We start from the raw sequence: 17,552 nt of genomic DNA on the forward strand, positions 1-17,552 counted from the left end.
CGTCGTTGCGGCGGGCGTCGCAACGACGGATGGGCCGGCGTAGTACGGGCGAGGGGTAAGTAGCAGCATGGGAATGCCAGCATCGCGCCTCGGCGACATGCATGTCTGTCCGATGGTCACCCCCGGCGTGCCGCCGATCCCGCATGTCGGCGGACCGATCCTGCCGCCCTGCTCCATCAACGTGCTGACCGGCAGCATGCCGCAGGCGCGGATCACGGACATGTGCGTGTGCGTGGGGCCGCCCGACGTGCTCGTGAAGGGATCGGTGACCGTCTTGGTCAACGGCCTGATGGCGATCCGGATCGGTGACATGACGGCGCATGGCGGCTCGGTCGTCGTGGGATATCCGACCGTGTTGATCGGCGGTTGAGCGCGACGTCGCTCCTGTCTCGCGGCTGACGATGATCCGCGCACTGATCGGACTTGTGATCCTGGCGATCGCCGTCGCCGTCTGCTGGGGCGTGCTCGTCGTCGGCCAGGCGCACGCGCTGGCGTGGATCACCGCCGCGGTCGGAGCCGAACGCGCGAGCGATCCGCCGACGGTCGAATCGCTGTTCAACGTCATCATCTTCGCGCCGCTGATCGTCGTCGCGGTGATCGGCGGTATGCTGGAGCGGCGGAATGCGTTGAGGCTGGGGACGCGGCCGGCACTGTCGCTGGGTGTCGGGCTGATCGTCGGGTTGGCCGGGCTGTCGGCGACCGTGCTGTATGCCTGGCTCGCCGGCGTGTTGACGGCGGGCGGCGATCCCGGTGCGGGGGCGGGGCTGTTGTTGTGGGGGCTGGGCGTTACCGCGTTTCAGGTGGCGGCGGAGGAGATCTATTTCCGCGGCTGGCTGCAACCCGCGCTGACGATGCGGTGGGGGCAGGTGGCGGGCGTCGGCGCGGCGGCGCTGGCATTCGGCGCGCTGCACGTCGCGGGCGGCGCGCGGGAGCCGGTGAGCCTGGTCAATTTGTTCCTCGGCGGGGTTATGTTCGGGCTGTTCGCGCTGCGCGGCGGCGGGCTGGCGGCGGCATTCGGCGCGCACTTCGCATGGAACGCGGTGGAGCAGCTCGCCTGGGGACTCGACCCCAATCCCGGTATCGGCAGCTTCGGTGCGGTCGTCGACAAGGAGCTGGTCGGCGCCGCGATCTGGGGCGGCTCGGGCGAGGGGCTGAACGGCAGCATCGGCATGACGATCGCGCTGCTCGCCATCGTCCTGCCGCTGGCGCTGCTGAGCTGGCGGCGCGTGTCGGGGGCGACGCCCGCTGCCGTCGCCAAACCGACCACTCCGCCGGCGACGGCGCCGGTCGCGCGCGCCGCCTAGCTTACCGGTGCCGCCCGGCTGCGGTCGATGCGGTCGCGCTCCTTGCGGAATCCGGTCAGCGCATCCCCGCCCAGTACCTTGCCCGTGCCCGTGTCGACACTCATCGGATCGATCGGCTGACCGTCGACGTGCAGCTCGAAGTGCAGATGCGGCCCGGTCGAGCGACCGGTCGTGCCGATCTCGCCGATCTTCTGCCCCTGACTGACCCGCGCGCCGGGGACGACGCCGGGCATGAACATGCTCTGGTGGAGGTAATAGGTCTGCCAGCCATTGTCGTGCTGGAGGATCGTCAGATTACCGTTCGGCCCCTTCATCGCCGCCCACTGGATGACGCCATTACCCGCGGCGTAGATCGGCGTGCCGATCGGCGCGGCGAAGTCCGTGCCCTTGTGGAGCTTGTTGAAGTGCAGCACCGGGTGGAACCGCATGCCGAAGCCCGAGCTGATCCGGGCCCCGTCGACCGGCGTCCGCATCAGCGCCGTCACCGTGCTGCGGCCGTTGCCGTCGTACCAGCCCGGCTCCGTGTCGCCGGGGGCGAGGAAGCGATACAAGGACTTCGATTTCGCCTGCGTCTGTAGCGACACATAGATCAGCACCGGCGGCCCGACGCGGTCACCCTGCGGATTGACCTTCTGCTCGAAGGCGGCCTCGAAGATGTCGCCGGAATGCACATCAGTCGCGAAGTTGAAGTCGAACGCGAATGCCTTGGCGAACGTCTCGATCAGCGAATCGGTGATCCCGGCGGTGACGGCGGCGCTGTAGAAGCTGTTCGAATCCATCTCGCCGCGGACGACCTGAACCTCGGTGGTCAACCGCGCCTGCTGCACGGCCGATGCGTAGCTGCCGTCCGGCTTGACCGTAAGCACGACGCCCGACCCGTCGTCGCGCGTCGCTTCCAGCCGGGTCATGCGCCGCGCATCGTCGGGGCCGACCAGATCGATCATCATGCGGATGTCGCCGGCGGCGCTGCCGAGCGCGCTGGCCGCCGCGCGCGCCGCCGCCGTCGCGGCCCCGGCCGGGATGCCGGTGCTGGTCAGCGTCGTCGCGACGTCGGCGGGGCTGGCGATCACCAGGGTGCGACGGCTGGCGTTGACCGCCTCGACCGGCGGCGGAGCGGCGACCGTGGAGGCGATGCCCGCGGCCGGCGCGGCCTGTGCCGTCGCCGGCGCCGTGGCGTGGGAGAGGTGGGCCGCGACCGCGCCGCCGGTCAGCAGCACCGCGCTCAGCCCGGTGGCGAGAAGATAGGGCGGCCGACGCATCGCGGGTGGCGGGGAAGAGGGTGGTGCCGCAGCGATCGGCGGCGGTGGCGGCGCAACCGGCGCGGCGTCGGCGGTCGTGCCCCAGCTCTTCGGGTCGAACGAGGTCTGGTCGGCAGGCAAGTTTGACGGCGGGGGCGAGGCGCTCGGCACGGGTGCCTTTGGCGACGGTGCGCCGCCCCACGTCTTGGGGTCGAACGACGTCCCTTCGTCCTCCCCCTTCGCCACGCAGTCCCCCTTCGACCCCCGCGCAACCACCTTTGCGCGCCTCGACTCGAATAACGCGGCTTTTGCGGAAGCGGAAGCTGTGCTTAAAGCCTATGCCGGGGAGCGGGGGTATAGATGGCAGGCAAGAACCGTGTTGCGTGGCGCGAGGGGATGTTCCTGCGGCCGCAGCACTTCCAGGCACAGGACCGCTTCCTCGACGCGCAGCTGCGCGCGCGGGTCGACAGCGTGCAGCCCTGGGCCTGGGGCTTTACCGAGCTGGTGGTCGACGAGAGCCTGGCCAGCCTGGGCAAGTTCGGGATCAGCCGCGCGCGCGGCGTCATGCCCGACGGCACCCCCTTTTCGATTCCCGACGAGCTGCCCCCGCCCGAGCCGCTGGACGTGCCGCCCGACTCGCGTGATGCGCTGATCGCGCTGACGCTGCCGGCGGCACAGGTCGGCGCGACCGAGTTCAAGGAGGCGGATGCGAAAGCGCTCGACGCGCGCTTCCTGGTCGACGAGGCGGAGGTGGCCGACGCCTTTTCCGACGACCGCACCACCGAGCCGGTCGAGCTGGGCCGGCCCAACCTGCGCTTCGGGATCACGCGCGACCAGCTTTACGGGCGCGTGACGCTGGGTGCGGTGCGGGTGCGCGAGGTATCGAACAAGCGGGTGATGTTCGACGACCGCTATATCCCGCCGACGCTGGACATGGACGCGGCGCAGCGGCTGAGCGCCGGGCTTACCGACATCATCGGCCGCGCCGAACAGCGTGCCGACGAACTGGCGCTGCGCGCGGTGGAGGCGACCGACGGCGGGTCGGAGACCTTCGCCAGCTTCCTGTTGTTGCAGGCGCTCAATCGCTGGATCCCAGTGATGCAGCATCTCGAAGGGCTGCCGTCGATCCATCCGGAGCGGCTGTACGAGACGCTGATCGCGGCGGCGGGCGAGCTGGCGACGATGATCCGGTCGGAGCGCAAGCCGCCCGCCTTGCCCCGCTACGATCACGAGAACCCGCAGACCTGCTTCGACCCGGTGTTCGACCTGCTCCAGTCGATGCTGTCGGCGGTGTTCGATCGCTCGGCGGTGCAGCTGCCGCTCGAACCCGCCGGGCCGGGCGCGTATGTCAGCCGGATCACCGACCACAATCTGTTCAAGACGGGTTATTTCTACCTCGCCGTTTCCGCCGCCAACCCGGTGGAGGAGATTCGCGGCCGGTTCCCGATGGTCGCCAAGATCGGGTCGGTGACCAAGATGCGGCAGATCGTCGAGTCGGCGCTGCCCGGCGTGCCGCTGCGGCATACGCCGACGCCGCCGCCGCAGCTGCGCGTGCTGCCCGGCTTCGTCTATTTCGAACTCGATCGCGGGGTGCCCGACTGGCGCGATTTCGCCACCGCACCCGCGCTCGGCCTGCATGTGGCGAGCGACTGGCCGCAGCTGAAACTCGAACTCTGGTGCGTGAAGAGAGCGAACCGATGAGCGATCGTCATGAGTGACTCGGGCGGCAACAAGACGGTCTTCCGCCCGTCGCCGTTGCAGGGGCGCAAGCAGGGCGCGGCGCCGCCTGCGCCGCCTCAGCAGCAGCAGGGCTGGGGTGCGCCACCACCGGCCGACTATGGAGCGCCGCCGCCCGCCCAGCAGCAGCAATGGGCACCACCTCCGCCGACCGCCGCCGACCCGCAGGGGTATGGCGCGATGCCGACGATGTCGCACGAGCAGCCGCAGGCGGGACCCGCGCTGACGCCGTCGCGGCTGGGCGAGGACGACGTGCCGCTGCCGACCACGACGCGCGAGGTCCGCAACATCATGCTGGGCGAGGCGGGGCCGGTGCTGGCGCTCGCGGCCGGGATGCGGGCGGGGCGGGTCAGGACGCCGCTGCCGCAGTTTCATCGCGAGGCGACGAAGGCGATCACGCAGTTCGAGCGCGCGATCGCACCGCACTATTCCGAAGAGACCCGCCAGCGCGCGAAATACGCGGTCTGCGCGACGATCGACGACGTCGCGCAGAATCTGCCGGGCGCGGGCAACGACGGCGCGGAATGGGCGCGGCGGTCGATGGTGGTCCAGTTCTTCCGCGAGAACATCGGCGGCGACCGGTTCTGGCAGCTGGTCGACGACATGCTGCGCACGCCCAGCGACAATCGCGACATCATCGAGCTGTACCACGCCTGCCTCGCCGCCGGGTTCGAGGGGCGCTTTCGCGTCATGCCCGACGGCCGACGCCGGCTGCACGAGATCATGTCGCGGTTGCAGGGCGCGCTGGAGCATGTCCGGTCGCTGTCGATGCTGGAGATGTCGCCCCGCTGGCGCGGCGAGAAGGCGCCGCTCGGCAAGGTCGGGCTGTGGACCTATGTCGCGATCGCGGCGGCGGCGGCGGCGGCGTTGCTGCTGGTCGTGTATATCGGCCTGCGCCTGCTGTTGATGTCGGCGGGCGAGGCGCCCTCGGGCCAGCTCGCCGGGGCGATGCCGGAGGAACGGCTGCGGCTGTCGCGCGAGGGCGGGCCGGTCGCGGCCCCGGCCGCCAGCGCGCAGGCGGGCAAGCTGTCGACCTTCCTGGCGCCGGAGATCGGCCAGAATCTGGTGTCGGTCGAGGAAGACGCGCAGACCGTGCGCGTCCGCACCAAGGTCGGCCAGCTGTTCAAGTCGGGGTCCGACCAGCTCGAACCGGGGCAACGCGCGTTGTTCGAGCGGATCGCGCGCGCCGTCCAGACCGAGCGCGGCGCGATCACCGTCGAGGGTCATGCCGACAGCGACAAGATCGCCTCGCTCGCCTTTCCCGACAACATGGCGCTGAGCCAGGCGCGCGCGGAGACGGTCGCCACCATCATCAAGGGCATCATCGCCGACCCCAGCCGCGTCACCGCCAAGGGGATGGGCGAGACGGTGCCGATCGCCTCCAACAGCACGCCCGCCGGCAAGACGCGCAACCGCCGCGTCGAGGTCGTCGTGCCGCGGACCTATTGAGGAGCGCGCCGGTGAGGAAGTTCTTCGGCAACTGGTGGTTCCTGACCATGCTGGGCGCGATCATCGTCGCGCTGATCCTGGCGGTGGGCCTGCCGCTGTTCGTCGGCGCGCTGCGGCCGTTGTGGGTGCGGATCACCTGCGTCCTGGTGGTCGCCGCGATCTGGGGACTGTTCGCGTTCCTGCGCGTCCGCAAGGCGCGCAAAGCGGCGGACGCGATCGCGAAGGAGCTGACCCAGCCCAGCGCGTCGGACGCGGAGTCGGCCGCGCTCGCCAAGCGGATGAGCGAGGCGATGGCGACGCTGCGGTCGTCGGCGAACAAGAAGCGCGACTACCTCTACACCAAGCCGTGGTACGTCATCATCGGCCCGCCCGGCGCGGGCAAGACCACGGCGCTGCTCAATTCGGGCCTGCGTTTTCCGATCGGCGATCAGGCGCTGAAGGGCGTCGGCGGCACGCGCAACCTCGACTTCTGGTTCGCCGACGAGGCGGCGATGGTCGACACCGCCGGACGCTACACGACGCAGGATTCGGATCAGGCGGTCGATTCTCGTGGCTGGACCAGCTTCCTTCAGCTGCTCAAGAAGAACCGGCCGCTGCAGCCGATCAACGGTATCATCGTCGCGATCGGCGTCGACGAGCTGATCCGCGCCGACTGCGCGCAGATCGACGCGCACGCGCGTGCGGTGCGCCGCCGCATGGTCGAGCTGCGCCGGACGCTGGAGGTCGCGGCCCCCGTCTACGTCATGCTGACCAAGGCGGACCTGCTCGCGGGCTTCACCGAATATTACGACGATCTCGACGTCGAGGGGCGGCGTGCGGTGCTCGGCGCGACGGTGCCCTATGCGGGTGGCCGGCCCAGCGCGGACGTGCTCGCGCGCGCCTTTGACGAGATGGCGCAGGCGGTGGCGGACCGGCAGGCCAAGCGCCTGTTCGACGAGGTCGATGCGTCGCGCCGCTCGCTGCTGCTCGGCTTTCCCGCGCAGCTGCAATCGCTCCGCTCGCGGCTGATGCGGTTCCTCGACGGCGCGTTCGTGTCGGGCGACGAACCGACGGGTGCGCTGCGCGGGTTCTACCTCACCTCCGGCGTGCAGGAAGGCACGCCGCTGGACCGCATCATGTCGGGCATGGCCGACGTCTATGATCGCCCGCAAAAGGTCGCGGCGGGGCAGGGGCGCGCCTACTTCCTCAACCGCCTGTTGACGGAGGTGATGTTCCCCGAGGCCGGGCTGGTCACGCTCGACCCCAAGGCGCGCGCGCGGCAGCGGTCGCAGCTGATCGGCGCGATGACCGTGATCGGCGCGCTGTGCCTGCTGGTCTTCACCGGTTGGGGCGTGAGCTATGCGCGCAACCGGTCGTTCCAGACCGGGGTGCTGACGCAGACCAACGCCACCGAGGGCGCGCTGAAACAGTCCGGCGTCGATCTGCGCGAGGTGCGCGACAGCGATGCCGACCTGCGCGCGGCGTTGCCCGCGCTCAATCAGCTCCGCAACCTGCCGCGCGGCTATGCCGAGGCGCATGCCGGCGGCCCGCCGCTGCTGATGCGGCTCGGGCTGTATCAGTCGTCGCTCAGCGAAGAGGCGCAGGCGAGCTATCGGGAGGGACTGCGTCGCATCATGCTGCCTCGCCTGCTGCTGCGGATCGAGAAGTACATGGCCGCGAACTCCGGCGACGCCCTCAAATTATACGAGCCGCTCAAGGTCTATCTGATGCTCGGGTCGCAGGGGCCGATGGACGCGGCGGCGGTAAAGGCGTTCGTCACCACCGACTGGGCGACGGAGGTCTATCCGGGCGCCGACGCCAACGCAGAGCGCGACCAGCTGGCGCAGCATCTGTCCGCGCTGCTGGAGGACACCGATCTCGCCGCCTCCTGGCCCGACCGTCGCGCGCCGCTGAACGGGACGCAGGTCGCGAGCGCGCGTGCGGCTGTGCAGACGCTGAGCCTCGCCGACCGCGCCTATGCGGTGATGAAGCAAAAGGCGGCGAGCGCCGGGCCGCCCTGGCTCGCCGCCAACATCCTGACCCAGGGCGACGCGCTCGCCTTCGCCAATCCCGATCAGGTGATGACGGTGCAGGTGCCGTTCTTCTTCACCCGCGCCGGGTTCGAGAAGAGCTACACGCTGGGGCTGGCGACGGTGCAGCAGGACCTGCAGCGCGACCTGTGGGTATTGGGGTCCGATGCCACCAACGGCGGCACGCAGGCGGAAATGGCGAACGTCCGCCCCGGCGTCGCCGGCCTCTATGCGCGCGACTATATCGCGGCATGGGATGGGGTCATCAAGGCGATGGCGCCGGGCAACTACTTCGGCGATCCGGCCGCGTTCGGCGCGTTCACCAAGATGCCGTCGCCGCTGAAACGCGTGCTGCTGGAGCTACGGAAGAACACGATCTTCGCGGGCGGCGCCAGCGCGGTCGTGAACAGCACCATCAGGCGCCAGATCGAGCAGAGCCGGCTGCGTCGCGTGATCGGCGACGCCAGTACGGGTCGCGCGACCGGGCTGTCGGCGGGCGACGAGATCCGCAACTATTTCAGCTCGGTCCACGAATATGTCGGCGACTCGAAATCACCGGCGCCGATCGACGACTTCATCGCCGCGCTGAAGGATGCCGGCCAGGCGGTGATCGCGGCCAAGGCCTTGCAGAACGGCGGCGGCGGGTCGGACGCGGTGCAGGCGGCGATGGCGCAGGCGATGGCGAAGGTCGCCACCGCCGCCGCCGGTGCGCCGCCACAGCTGCAAGGCTTCGTGGCGGCGGCGACGAAAGGAGGCGCGACGGCGCAGACCGTCTCCGCGGGCGAGGCCACCAGCGGCGGCTACGAAGCCAACGTGGCGCCGGTATGCAAGGAGGTGGCCCAGGACCATTACCCTTTTTTCGGCGGGGCGACGCAGGATGCCTCGGTTCCTGATATCCTGCGCGTCTTCGGCATGGGCGGGACGATCGACGCCTTCGGTCGCGGCCTGACGCCGAAGCTCGACATCAGCGGTCCGGTCTGGCGCTGGAAGGCGGACGACGTCGTCGCCCAGACCTTCGATCCCCAGACCCCCGAACAGTTCAGCAAGGCCCAGCAGATCCGCGACCTGCTCGCGGGCGGCCTGCCGCTCAAGGTGTCGGTCGTCGCCTTCGGCAGCGAGGTCGATTCGGCCGAGTTCGCGAGCGGCGGCACGACCTATCGGTTCACCAAGGCCGACATGGCCGACAAGCCGCTGCAATGGAGTGCCAACAGCGGCACGCCGGCCGCCGACGTGGTGCTCAACGCGGCCGGTGCCGCGGGCGCGCCGGGTGCCGAACTGCGACGGTTTGAGGCCGAGGGGCCATGGGCGCTGTTCCGCCTGTTCGACAAGGCGACCAGCAAGGAGAACAGCGGCCCGACCGCGTTCAAGGCGACGTTCGGCGACGGCGCGCGCACCGTCACCTTCCTGATCCGGCTGCCGTCCGAGCAGAACCCCTTCAGCCGTGGCGGGGTGTGGTCGTTCCGGTGCCCGATCAAGCTTTGACGGCGTTCCTGTTCGGCAAGCTGCCCGCGCATGGCGACTTCGTGGCGCGGGGACTGGAACCCGACGCGCGCGAGGCACTCGACCTGTGGCTCGCCGATTCGCTCGCGGCGGCGCGTGAGATGTTGGGAGAGGCGTTCGACGACCTCTACGAAGAGGCGCCGCCGTGGCGGTTCGCTGCTGCCGGCGTCGACGGTTGGACGGCGGGCGCGATGGCGTTGTCGGTCGACGGTGTCGGCCGGCGCTATCCGATCCTGCTCGCGCTCGACGGGCTGGCGAACGGGCAGGTCGAGACTGCCGCCGACGCATGCGAGAACCTGCTCTACGATGCGCTGGGTGAGGGTTGGGACGCCGACCGGCTCCACGCCGCCGCGCTGGCCGTAACGCCGGATGCGACCGTCGCGTGGCAAGGTGGCGAAGGTTGGTGGACGCTCGGGGCGGAGCGCTTTAACGAGGCGTATCTGCTGGGCGCGCGCCCGGCGGGGTTGATCGCCGCGGTGCTGACGCCGCGCGATGACACTGGGCAAGACGACGCAGGGGGGCCGGACGACGCATGAGCGGCAGCAACCGCCTGGAACACGCCGCCCTGTCGCACGAGGGGCGCGTTCGGAAAAATAACGAGGACGCCTTTTGCGTCCGGGCGGAGGACGGCCTGTTCCTGGTCGCCGACGGGATGGGTGGGCACGAGAACGGCGAATGGGCATCGGCGGCGATCGCCGACCAGCTCCGCGACGTGGCGTTGCCAGGCGACTTCGAGGAGGCGAGTCATGCGGTCGCCGCCGCGATGCACCGCGCCAACGCCGTCATCTTCGCCGAAGCACAGGCTCGCGGGTTGCAGATGGGGTCGACCGCCGTCGCGCTGCTGATCCGCGGGCGTGAGTTTGCGGTGCTGTGGGTTGGCGACAGCCGCTGCTACCTCCACCGCGATGGTCAGCTCGTCCGGATGAGCCACGATCATACCCAGGTCCAGGACATGATCGATCGTGGGCTGCTGACGCCGGAAGAAGGCGAAGGCCATCCGATGAGTCATGTCCTCGCCCGCGCGATGGGCGTGCGCGAGACGGTGGAGGTCGATGTCATCGCCGACGAGATCGAGTCGGGCGACGTCTTCCTGCTCTGCTCCGACGGGCTGATGGCACGGGTCGAGGACGACGAGATCGAAAAGGTGCTGACCGAGCCCGATGCGGCCGCGCGCGCGCAACGCCTGATCAAGCTGACGCTCGATCGCGGCGCCCCCGACAACGTCACGGTCATCACGGTCGGCATTCCGCAGACGACCCTCCTCCAACTCAACCAACCCATTCACGTGGTGGCGCCATGAGCGACGAGATCGACAACGCGGGCGGGGCCCCCGGCCAGGGCGAAGAGCCACGGACGGTGTTCATGCCCGGCCCCGCTTCGCCGGTCGCGCCGATGCCGTCCACACCCCCGCCGCCCGAGCAGCCCGCCGAACCCGGTCCGAGCACCCCGCCGGTGTTTCAGCAGACCCAAGGCAGCTTCAACACCCAGTTCGCGCCGCGCGAAGTGGGGCAGGGCATCCAGGTCGGTGACGTCCTCAACCACATCTTCGAGGTGCGCCGCTTCATCGCGCGCGGCGGCATGGGCGAGGTGTTCGAGGGCATCAACGTCAACTCGGACGAGCGCGTCGCGATCAAGGTGATGCTGCCCAGCCTCGCCGCCGATCCCAACGTCATCGGCATGTTCCGCAAGGAGGCGCGCACACTCACCCGCCTCCAGCACGAGGCGCTGGTCAGCTATCGCGTGCTGGCGCAGGAGCCGCAGCTCGGCGTCCTCTACATCGTCACCGAATATGTCGACGGCGACAATCTCGCCGATGTGCTCGGGCGGCAGCAGCCGAGCGGCGCGGATCTTGCGCTGCTGCTGCGGCGCCTTGCCGCCGGGCTGCGCGCCGCGCACCAGCTCGGCGCCATCCATCGCGACATGTCGCCCGACAACGTCCTGCTCGAAAACGGGGAGCTGGCGCGCGCGAAGATCATCGATTTCGGGATCGCCAAGGATCTCGATCCGGGATCGAAGACGATCGTCGGCGACGGGTTCGCGGGCAAGCTCAACTATGTCGCGCCCGAACAATTGGGCGATTTCGGGCGAGAGATCGGGCCGTGGACCGACGTCTACAGCCTGGCGCTGGTGATCCTGGCGGTGGCGCTGGGCAAGAACGTGCAGATGGGTGGCAGCCTGGTCGACGCGGTCGACAAGCGACGCGCGGGGCCGGACCTGTCGGCGGCGCCCGAGGAAATCCAGCCGGTGCTGGCACGGATGCTCGCGCCCAACCCCGCCAACCGCCTGCGGTCGATGGACGAGGTGCTGGCGGAGCTGGAGCCAAAGATCGTGCTCGCGCCCGAATGGGAGGATGTGCCCAAATCCAAGGCGCCGCTCTTCATCGGTGCCGGACTCGGTCTGGCGGCGCTCGCGGCGGCGGGGTTCTTCCTGCTGCGGCCGGGCGGACCCGGCGGGCGGGGGGCCGACGGCGGGATTGCGGTGGTCTCCAGCGACCCGGTCGAGGTCGCTCGATCGACGCTGAATTCGACGCTGCCGTCGGTGGCATGCACCTGGCTCGACATCGCCAAGGTCGAAAAGGCGGGCGATCGTCTGGCGGTGGCGCTGACGGGTGTCGCCGGCAACCCGGCATCGGCGCAGAGCGAGATCAGCCGCGCGTTGAGCCAGCAGAAGATCACCAACGCGGACATCGATTTCGAGGCGGTCTCGCCAATTACCCAGTCGGGCTGCTCCGCGCTCGACGCCTATCGCCAGATCCGCTCGCCGGACGGCGGTCGCCTGTCGGCGGCGCAGCACAAGTTCGAGATGCGGATGCAGGCGCCCGGCACCGCTTATGCCGGCAAGGTCGCGGCCAACACCATCGTCAACCTGAACCCCGGCAGCAACGACTTCACGCTGATCGGGATCGAGCCGTCCGGCATCATCAGCGACGAGATCGAGAGCCGCAAGGCGTTCGAGGCGATCCAGGCCGCCGTCGGCGGTCCGATCACGAAGCTCGGCGAAAACCGATTCCAGCTGCGTCTCGACGTCGATCACACCGGCTGGTCGGGCATCCTGCTGCTGACGGGCAAGGGGCCGTTCCCGGCCACCGTCGTCGCCCCGCCGCTGGGCGCACGCGGGCCGGATTGGCTCAACAAGTTCGTGTCGCAGGCAGCGGCGAACGGCTGGCAGTCGGACATGGTCTGGTACAAGACCGTCGACGAAGTGCGGGAGTAGGACGATGCCGGCCACGAACGAGCGCGCTTTCGACATGCCCGGCACGTTGCAGCGCGCGATGGGCTTCGGCCGCCCCGGCCTGATCGGCGGTGCCGGCGGCAAACCGGGCAAGACCGGCGGGATCACCGGTTGCCAGCGCGTCGAGCTGGTGGCGGGGACCAGCATCGTCCGCTTCGGTCAGAAGCGGCTGACCCCCAACCGCACCAGCCTGAGCGCGCGCGGGCTGTTCAGCGGTGCGGCGGAGGGCGAGTGGTGGCTGGAGCAGGATCAGTTCGACCGCGTCGAGCGCTATGCGACCGAGCAGCGGATCGAGGTCGGCGCGGCGGTGGGCGCGCTGTGCGTGGTGCCGGAGGAGTGGAGCGACCTCGACATCGTCATCTTCGCCCGGCTGAAGTCGCCGCTGCTCGCCTATCGCGGCTCACCCAACCCCGCGACCGTACGCGGCCGGCTCGCACCCAAGCTGCGCGATAATCACAATTATCTCATCAAGCAGCTGTTCGTGCCCGGCCTGGCCAACGGTGACGTGCTGCACGACGCGCTGATGATCGAGCGTCAGGTTTTCCTGCACCAAAAGGCGCGCCACTGATCTCGCGGGCGCGGCTCAGCGCCGGCGGTTGCGGCTCAGCTCGTCATAGGCCTGCCGGAACTCCTTCGCGAAAACGTCCATGAACGCCTCGTCCGATCCCTGCGCGACGCCGGAGAACTCCTTTTCATAGGTCTGCCAAAGCGTCGCTTCGCGGCCGCCCGGCAGCAGGCGAGCGAGAAAGCCGCCCGTTTCGGCGCGCTGCTTGATCGCGGTCGGGGAGAAACGGTCGAGCGTCGCGCGCAACGCGCCCTGCATCGCCTTCAACGTCGCCATCTGGTGCGACTGGAGGTCGAAATAGGCGTCCTCGACCGCCTTGTCCGCCGCCATGAAGCCGCGCTCCGGCGGGTTGAGCAGCTGTGACAGGGCCTGATCGGGCGCGCGCGCGAACTTGATCGGGTTGTTGCCGTCGAACTCCAGCCCGGTCTGCTCCGCCCCCATCTGCGATTTGGCGCGGGCGCGCGCCTCGACCATCACCACGAGCCCCGAGACGAGGCGCCGCATCAGGTCACCCGCGCGGGTCATGGTTTCCGCAGACGGCTCCTTGATCTGGTCGGGACGCAGCCCCGCCGCGGTCGCGAAGGCGAGGACCATCGCCGTGGCATCCGGGGCCGGAGCAACCTGGGTCGGGGCGGAAGCAGGGGCCGGAGCGGGTGCGACCGGCGGGGTGGCCGCCGGCGCGGGTGCCGGGCGCGGGGCGGGAGGAGGCGCGGGCGGTGGGGGCGGGGAGGAGGCCGGGGTCTCGCCCCAACCACCCGTCGCCCCAGCGGGGGTCGGCACGGGTGTCGGCGCACTTGCCCAGCCACCCTGCACGGGCGCTGCCGGCGCCGGCGCGCGCGGCAGTTCCGCCGGCAGGGCCGCACTGGGTGCGGGCTTGTTCAACCCGAGCGGATCGTCGTTCCGGTCGGGCTTCTGTCCGAAATCGGCACGTGCCCAATCGACGACGTTGCTGCTCTCCATCGAGCCCCAGATGTCGTTGGGCGTCGCCGCCGCCGGCCGATCCGATGCCGCGCTCGACCATGCCGACGATTGCTGCACGGGCGCCTGCGCCGAATCCCATGGCGACGGCGCGCGCTCTACCGCCTGCTGCGGCGCAGGGGTCCAGCTGTCCGCCAGGCCCATCGATCCCGCCGCCGACGGTCGTTGCGGTGCGCCGTTGCCGGCTTGCGCGTAGGGGGTCGGTGCGCTGAGCGACGGCCGGGCTTCCGGTGCCCAGGAACCCGCGTCGCCGCCGCCCGGTGCGGCTCCCCAGCCGTCGTTCGATGCCGGCGCTGCCGCGGGCGCGCCCCAGCCGTCGTTCGAGGATGGCGCGGGCGCCGCGCCCCAACCCTCGTCGTCGGCGGCGGGAGCTGCCGACGCGCCCCAGCCGCCCAACGGTGCCGCGGCACCGCCGGCGCCGTGGGCCAGACCGCCGTTACCGGGCGCATCGCCCCAGTCGTCACGCGCGGCCGCCGGCGGTGGCGCGGCGGGAGCGCCGCCACCGGCCTCCCAGCTCCACCCCGCCTGGGCGGCAGCGTCGTCGGCGACCTGTTGTTCCTGCCGCTCCACCGCTGCCGCCGCGGCGCCGGAGAGCGAGGCGGCGATCTCGTAGTGGCCGACCAGGAACAGATCGCCATCCTCGACGCGGTGCGGATCGCCGCGCGTCATCCGCTCGCCGGCACCGTTCAGGAAGGTGCCGTTGGTGCTGATGTCGTCGAAATAATAGAAGCCGTCGCGGAACGTCACCTCCCCATGGCGCGAGGAGATGTAGCTGCGCGGGTCGGGCAAACTCCAGTCGCACGTCGTCGCGCGCCCGATCAGCGCGCCGCGCCGATTGAGCACGAACTCGGCCGGCATGCCGTTGTCGAGCCGGTCGACGTTGCGGATGGAAAAGGTCAGCGTCATTCGGCGGACAGCGCTCGCATACCATGCGTTGCGATTTTCTCACCAAGGTCGAGCGCGCGGTCGATCACCGCCTTGCGTCGTTCGATCACGCGGCCCGCCGCCATGATGATCGCCCCCGCCGCGAACCGGCCCGCGACGCCGGGCGCGGGCGGGACGGGGGGCAGTTCGGGTTCGGAGATCGATCCGCCCGAGAAGAAGACGCCGAGCGCCAGCATCCGCTCCGGGCTGCGGTCGCCCGCCGCCTCCGCCGCGACACGCGCGGCGCGGCGCGGCTGATCGCTCTGATCGCCCAGCCAGCGCAATGCATGATCCAGTGCCTGACGGTCGGCGGGCGGCAGTTGACGTCCCTCCGCCTCGGTCTCGACGATGCGCCCGGCCCAGGCGATCGCCTCCAGCCGGGGCAGCGTCGCGCCCATGAACAGCACCGCCGCGGTCCCGTCCTCGCCGCCGCGCAGGCTGCGGTAATGGTCCTCCGGCGCGATACCCTCGGCGGGCATCTCGCCTTCGTCGGCGCCCATCATCGAGGCGACCTGACGCGCCTCCGTCCAGCGTATCTGATTCCACCCCATGCCCGCACCTTACGATGCCGTGGCGACGCCGTCGATGCCCCGATGGCTAGTTGATCATCACGATGCCGCCCTTGAGCGTGCTCATCGCGTCGGCGGACGACGTCACCATGATCCCCTTCAGATCGACGTTGACGGTGCCCTTGATCGTGACGCCGACCTGATCGATCACGACCGAACTGCCACCGACCTTGAGCGTGATCGATTGCAGCGCCTCCATCTCGATCTTGCCCATGCTCGCCTTCACCGAGATGTTGCCCATCGACACCGTCTCGGTATCGTTGCCCATCTTGATGGTCACCTCGCGGTTGCCCATCTCGATCGTCTCGGTCTGATTGCCTTCCTTGATCGTCAGCGTCTGGTGGCGCTTGATCGTGGTGGTCTCGTCGCGCCCGACATAGGCGTCCCGGTCCCAGAACACCTTGTCGTACTGGTTGTGCGCGACATGGTTGGTCTGGTCGTTGCGGGTGCGGAGGTTCATGTCCTTTTCGGCGTGGAGGAAGACCTCCTCCTTCCCCGACTTGTCCTCGAAACGCAGCTCATTCGCGCCGGGGCTGTCGGTATCCAGCGTCTCCGCCTCTGGGTATTTCGTCGACTTGCCGCCCATGTAGCTTTTGGTGCGCCACAGCGCCCGCGTCTTGTTCTCGGGCAGCGGATAGATCGGTCGGTGGGTCTGGTTGAAGACCCAGCCGACGACGATCGGCTCGTCGGGATTGCCGTGGAGGAAGTCGACCATCACCTCCTGGCCGATCCGCGGCAGGATGATGTTGCCGAGCCCGCCGAACTGCGCGACGCGGATCCAGCAGGTGCTTTTCTCGCCCGTCGTGTCCGAGCGGTCCCAATGGAAGCGGACCTTCACGCGGCCATGCTCGTCGGTGTAGATCTCCTCGCCGTCGGGGCCGCTGACGATCGCCGTCTCCAACCCCTGCACCAGCGGCTTGGGCGTGACCTGCGGCAGGTGGAAGGGCGTGTCCGCGGGGATCGCCTCGATAACGACGCGGGTCGCCTCTTCGTCCTCGTTCTCCGCCGAGCTGTCCTGCGCCCGGTACTGCTCGCCCTGCAGCACGTGCTCGACCCGCGTGATGAGATAGGTCTGATCCAGCCGCTTGGCGAAATGGTCCTGCACGGTCAGCTTGGACCCGCAGGCGAGGCTGGTCGCCTGCGTGCGCCCGGCATAGAGCAGGCGATCGCGCCGCAGCGTCGTCAGCGGCACCAGCGCCTGATCGCTGTCCAGCTGGTGATTGAAGAAGCGGTTAGGGTATTGATAGACCTCGCGATTGTCGTTGGGGTGTTCCAACGGATCATAGGCATGGGTCGACAAGGGGCGCTCCGGCTTCTCGAAGTCGAAGGCGCGCAGCGTCACCTGCGCCTCGCCACCGCTCGCGACCCGCTCGCCCCAGCTTTCCAGGAAGTGCTTCGAGCCGCCGCGTTCCCCCGACCCGGCGCGGTGCATGGACCCGGCGCTCGTGTTGAAGGTCAGCGTTCCGGGTGTGCCTGCCGTATGCGCGGACGGCGAGTCGCATAGCACCATCACATGCTTCGACTCGCTGTGCGTCCAATAATAGTAGATGCCTTCTTCTTCCATCAACCGGGTGATGAAGGCGAAGTCGCTCTCTCGGTACTGCACGCAATAGGTCCGCGGGTGGTAGGTCTTCCGCAGCTCCAGCTTGAAGTCGGAAATGTGGCCGTTGCTCAGCACCTTTTTGATGATCTCGGGGACGGGCAGGTCCTGAAAGATCGCCATGTCGCGGTTGTGTGCGAGAAAGTAGGTAAAGGGTCTCGCCTGCAGCCGGTAATGAAAGCCGGAGCCACTCTCCTGCTTGAATTCGCCGCCCACGATCAGCCCGTGGAAATGGCGCATGACCTCGTCGTCTTCGTGGAGGTGGATGGCGATCGGCTTGCCCAGGTGCGGCAAGAGATCGATCTCGCCCAGCATGGCCACGACGTCGACCTGCAGCTCAAATGGCTGCCCCAGCTTGTCGACGAATCGCGCTCGCTCGATCTTCACCTGCTCGCCGCCCAAGTCCACGGTCATCTGGACCTGGCGCGTGTCGTTGATGGCGGCCATG

Annotated in this window: 13 protein-coding genes; 9 read left to right on the forward strand and 4 right to left on the reverse strand. The window is 69.3% G+C overall.

The genetic code is table 11. The annotated features are described in order from the left end of the window. The first annotated feature begins 73 nt into the window (after nt 1-73). Both ACOFKS_RS12515 and ACOFKS_RS12520 read left to right on the forward strand, forming a co-directional pair. Nucleotides 74-370: a PAAR domain-containing protein gene (locus ACOFKS_RS12515; RefSeq protein ID WP_419809579.1), complete on the forward strand. Its 297-nt coding sequence runs from the start codon at nt 74-76 to the stop codon at nt 368-370. Nucleotides 371-401: 31 nt separating this feature from the next. Next, nucleotides 402-1,304 (forward strand): type II CAAX prenyl endopeptidase Rce1 family protein, encoded by a 903-nt coding sequence (locus ACOFKS_RS12520; RefSeq protein ID WP_419809580.1) that lies wholly within the window; start codon nt 402-404, stop codon nt 1,302-1,304. On the opposite strand, the gene ACOFKS_RS12525 is transcribed toward ACOFKS_RS12520, so the two are convergent. Continuing rightward, a complete protein-coding gene (locus ACOFKS_RS12525) occupies nt 1,301-2,788 on the reverse strand; it encodes a M23 family metallopeptidase (RefSeq protein WP_419809581.1) in 1,488 nt (495 codons plus the stop codon). The two genes, ACOFKS_RS12520 and ACOFKS_RS12525, sit on opposite strands and share 4 nt — an antisense overlap. 114 nt (nt 2,789-2,902) lie before the next feature. Between ACOFKS_RS12525 and tssK the strand changes: the two genes are divergently transcribed. The 7 genes from tssK to ACOFKS_RS12560 are packed head-to-tail and all read left to right on the forward strand — an operon-like array spanning nt 2,903 to nt 13,036. After that, nucleotides 2,903-4,243, forward strand: a complete 1,341-nt coding sequence (gene tssK / locus ACOFKS_RS12530) for a type VI secretion system baseplate subunit TssK (RefSeq protein WP_419809582.1) — start codon at nt 2,903-2,905, stop codon at nt 4,241-4,243. A gap of 9 nt (nt 4,244-4,252) precedes the next feature. Further along, nucleotides 4,253-5,728 (forward strand): type IVB secretion system protein IcmH/DotU, encoded by a 1,476-nt coding sequence (gene icmH, locus ACOFKS_RS12535; protein ID WP_419809583.1) that lies wholly within the window; start codon nt 4,253-4,255, stop codon nt 5,726-5,728. Between the two features lie 11 nt (nt 5,729-5,739). Continuing rightward, on the forward strand, nt 5,740-9,219 hold the full coding sequence (tssM, locus tag ACOFKS_RS12540; protein WP_419809584.1) for a type VI secretion system membrane subunit TssM: 3,480 nt from the start codon (nt 5,740-5,742) through the stop codon (nt 9,217-9,219). Further along, on the forward strand, nt 9,201-9,773 hold the full coding sequence (gene tagF, locus ACOFKS_RS12545; RefSeq protein ID WP_419809585.1) for a type VI secretion system-associated protein TagF: 573 nt from the start codon (nt 9,201-9,203) through the stop codon (nt 9,771-9,773). The genes tssM and tagF overlap by 19 nt, the downstream gene beginning before the upstream one ends. Next, the gene (locus ACOFKS_RS12550) at nt 9,770-10,537 is read left to right on the forward strand and encodes a PP2C family protein-serine/threonine phosphatase (RefSeq protein ID WP_419809586.1); all 768 of its coding nucleotides are present in this window, start codon (nt 9,770-9,772) and stop codon (nt 10,535-10,537) included. Before tagF ends, ACOFKS_RS12550 begins: the two co-directional genes overlap by 4 nt. Continuing rightward, complete coding sequence (locus ACOFKS_RS12555; RefSeq protein ID WP_419809587.1) at nt 10,534-12,450, forward strand: serine/threonine-protein kinase; 1,917 nt, start codon at nt 10,534-10,536, stop codon at nt 12,448-12,450. The genes ACOFKS_RS12550 and ACOFKS_RS12555 overlap by 4 nt, the downstream gene beginning before the upstream one ends. Nucleotides 12,451-12,454: 4 nt before the next feature. Beyond that, nucleotides 12,455-13,036 (forward strand): hypothetical protein, encoded by a 582-nt coding sequence (locus tag ACOFKS_RS12560; protein ID WP_419809588.1) that lies wholly within the window; start codon nt 12,455-12,457, stop codon nt 13,034-13,036. Between the two features lie 15 nt (nt 13,037-13,051). On the opposite strand, the gene tagH is transcribed toward ACOFKS_RS12560, so the two are convergent. The 3 genes from tagH to ACOFKS_RS12575 are packed head-to-tail and all read right to left on the reverse strand — an operon-like array spanning nt 13,052 to nt 17,551. Further along, entirely contained in the window at nt 13,052-14,917 is a 1,866-nt protein-coding gene (gene tagH / locus ACOFKS_RS12565; RefSeq protein ID WP_419809589.1) for a type VI secretion system-associated FHA domain protein TagH, read from the reverse strand. After that, nucleotides 14,914-15,486 carry a DUF6931 family protein gene (locus ACOFKS_RS12570; protein WP_419809590.1) on the reverse strand — a complete coding sequence of 191 codons (573 nt, stop codon included), beginning with the start codon at nt 15,484-15,486 and terminating at the stop codon, nt 14,914-14,916. Before ACOFKS_RS12570 ends, tagH begins: the two co-directional genes overlap by 4 nt. 46 nt (nt 15,487-15,532) lie before the next feature. Continuing rightward, nucleotides 15,533-17,551 (reverse strand): type VI secretion system Vgr family protein, encoded by a 2,019-nt coding sequence (locus ACOFKS_RS12575; RefSeq protein ID WP_419809591.1) that lies wholly within the window; start codon nt 17,549-17,551, stop codon nt 15,533-15,535. Nucleotide 17,552 lies beyond the last annotated feature (1 nt).

This window comes from Sphingomonas sp. (assembly GCF_965200135.1).
In the GTDB taxonomy this organism is placed as follows: domain Bacteria; phylum Pseudomonadota; class Alphaproteobacteria; order Sphingomonadales; family Sphingomonadaceae; genus Sphingomonas.

What these genes read in the sequence shown, in the direction of transcription:
- ACOFKS_RS12515 (WP_419809579.1), top strand. Translation starts at nt 74, where the DNA reads ATGCCAGCATCGCGCCTCGGCGACATGCATGTCTGTCCGATGGTCACC.
- ACOFKS_RS12520 (WP_419809580.1), top strand. Translation starts at nt 402, where the DNA reads ATGATCCGCGCACTGATCGGACTTGTGATCCTGGCGATCGCCGTCGCC.
- tssK (WP_419809582.1), top strand. Translation starts at nt 2,903, where the DNA reads ATGGCAGGCAAGAACCGTGTTGCGTGGCGCGAGGGGATGTTCCTGCGG.
- icmH (WP_419809583.1), top strand. Translation starts at nt 4,253, where the DNA reads ATGAGTGACTCGGGCGGCAACAAGACGGTCTTCCGCCCGTCGCCGTTG.
- ACOFKS_RS12550 (WP_419809586.1), top strand. Translation starts at nt 9,770, where the DNA reads ATGAGCGGCAGCAACCGCCTGGAACACGCCGCCCTGTCGCACGAGGGG.
- ACOFKS_RS12555 (WP_419809587.1), top strand. Translation starts at nt 10,534, where the DNA reads ATGAGCGACGAGATCGACAACGCGGGCGGGGCCCCCGGCCAGGGCGAA.
- ACOFKS_RS12560 (WP_419809588.1), top strand. Translation starts at nt 12,455, where the DNA reads ATGCCGGCCACGAACGAGCGCGCTTTCGACATGCCCGGCACGTTGCAG.
- tagH (WP_419809589.1), bottom strand. Translation starts at nt 14,917, where the DNA reads ATGACGCTGACCTTTTCCATCCGCAACGTCGACCGGCTCGACAACGGC.
- ACOFKS_RS12570 (WP_419809590.1), bottom strand. Translation starts at nt 15,486, where the DNA reads ATGGGGTGGAATCAGATACGCTGGACGGAGGCGCGTCAGGTCGCCTCG.
- ACOFKS_RS12575 (WP_419809591.1), bottom strand. Translation starts at nt 17,551, where the DNA reads ATGGCCGCCATCAACGACACGCGCCAGGTCCAGATGACCGTGGACTTG.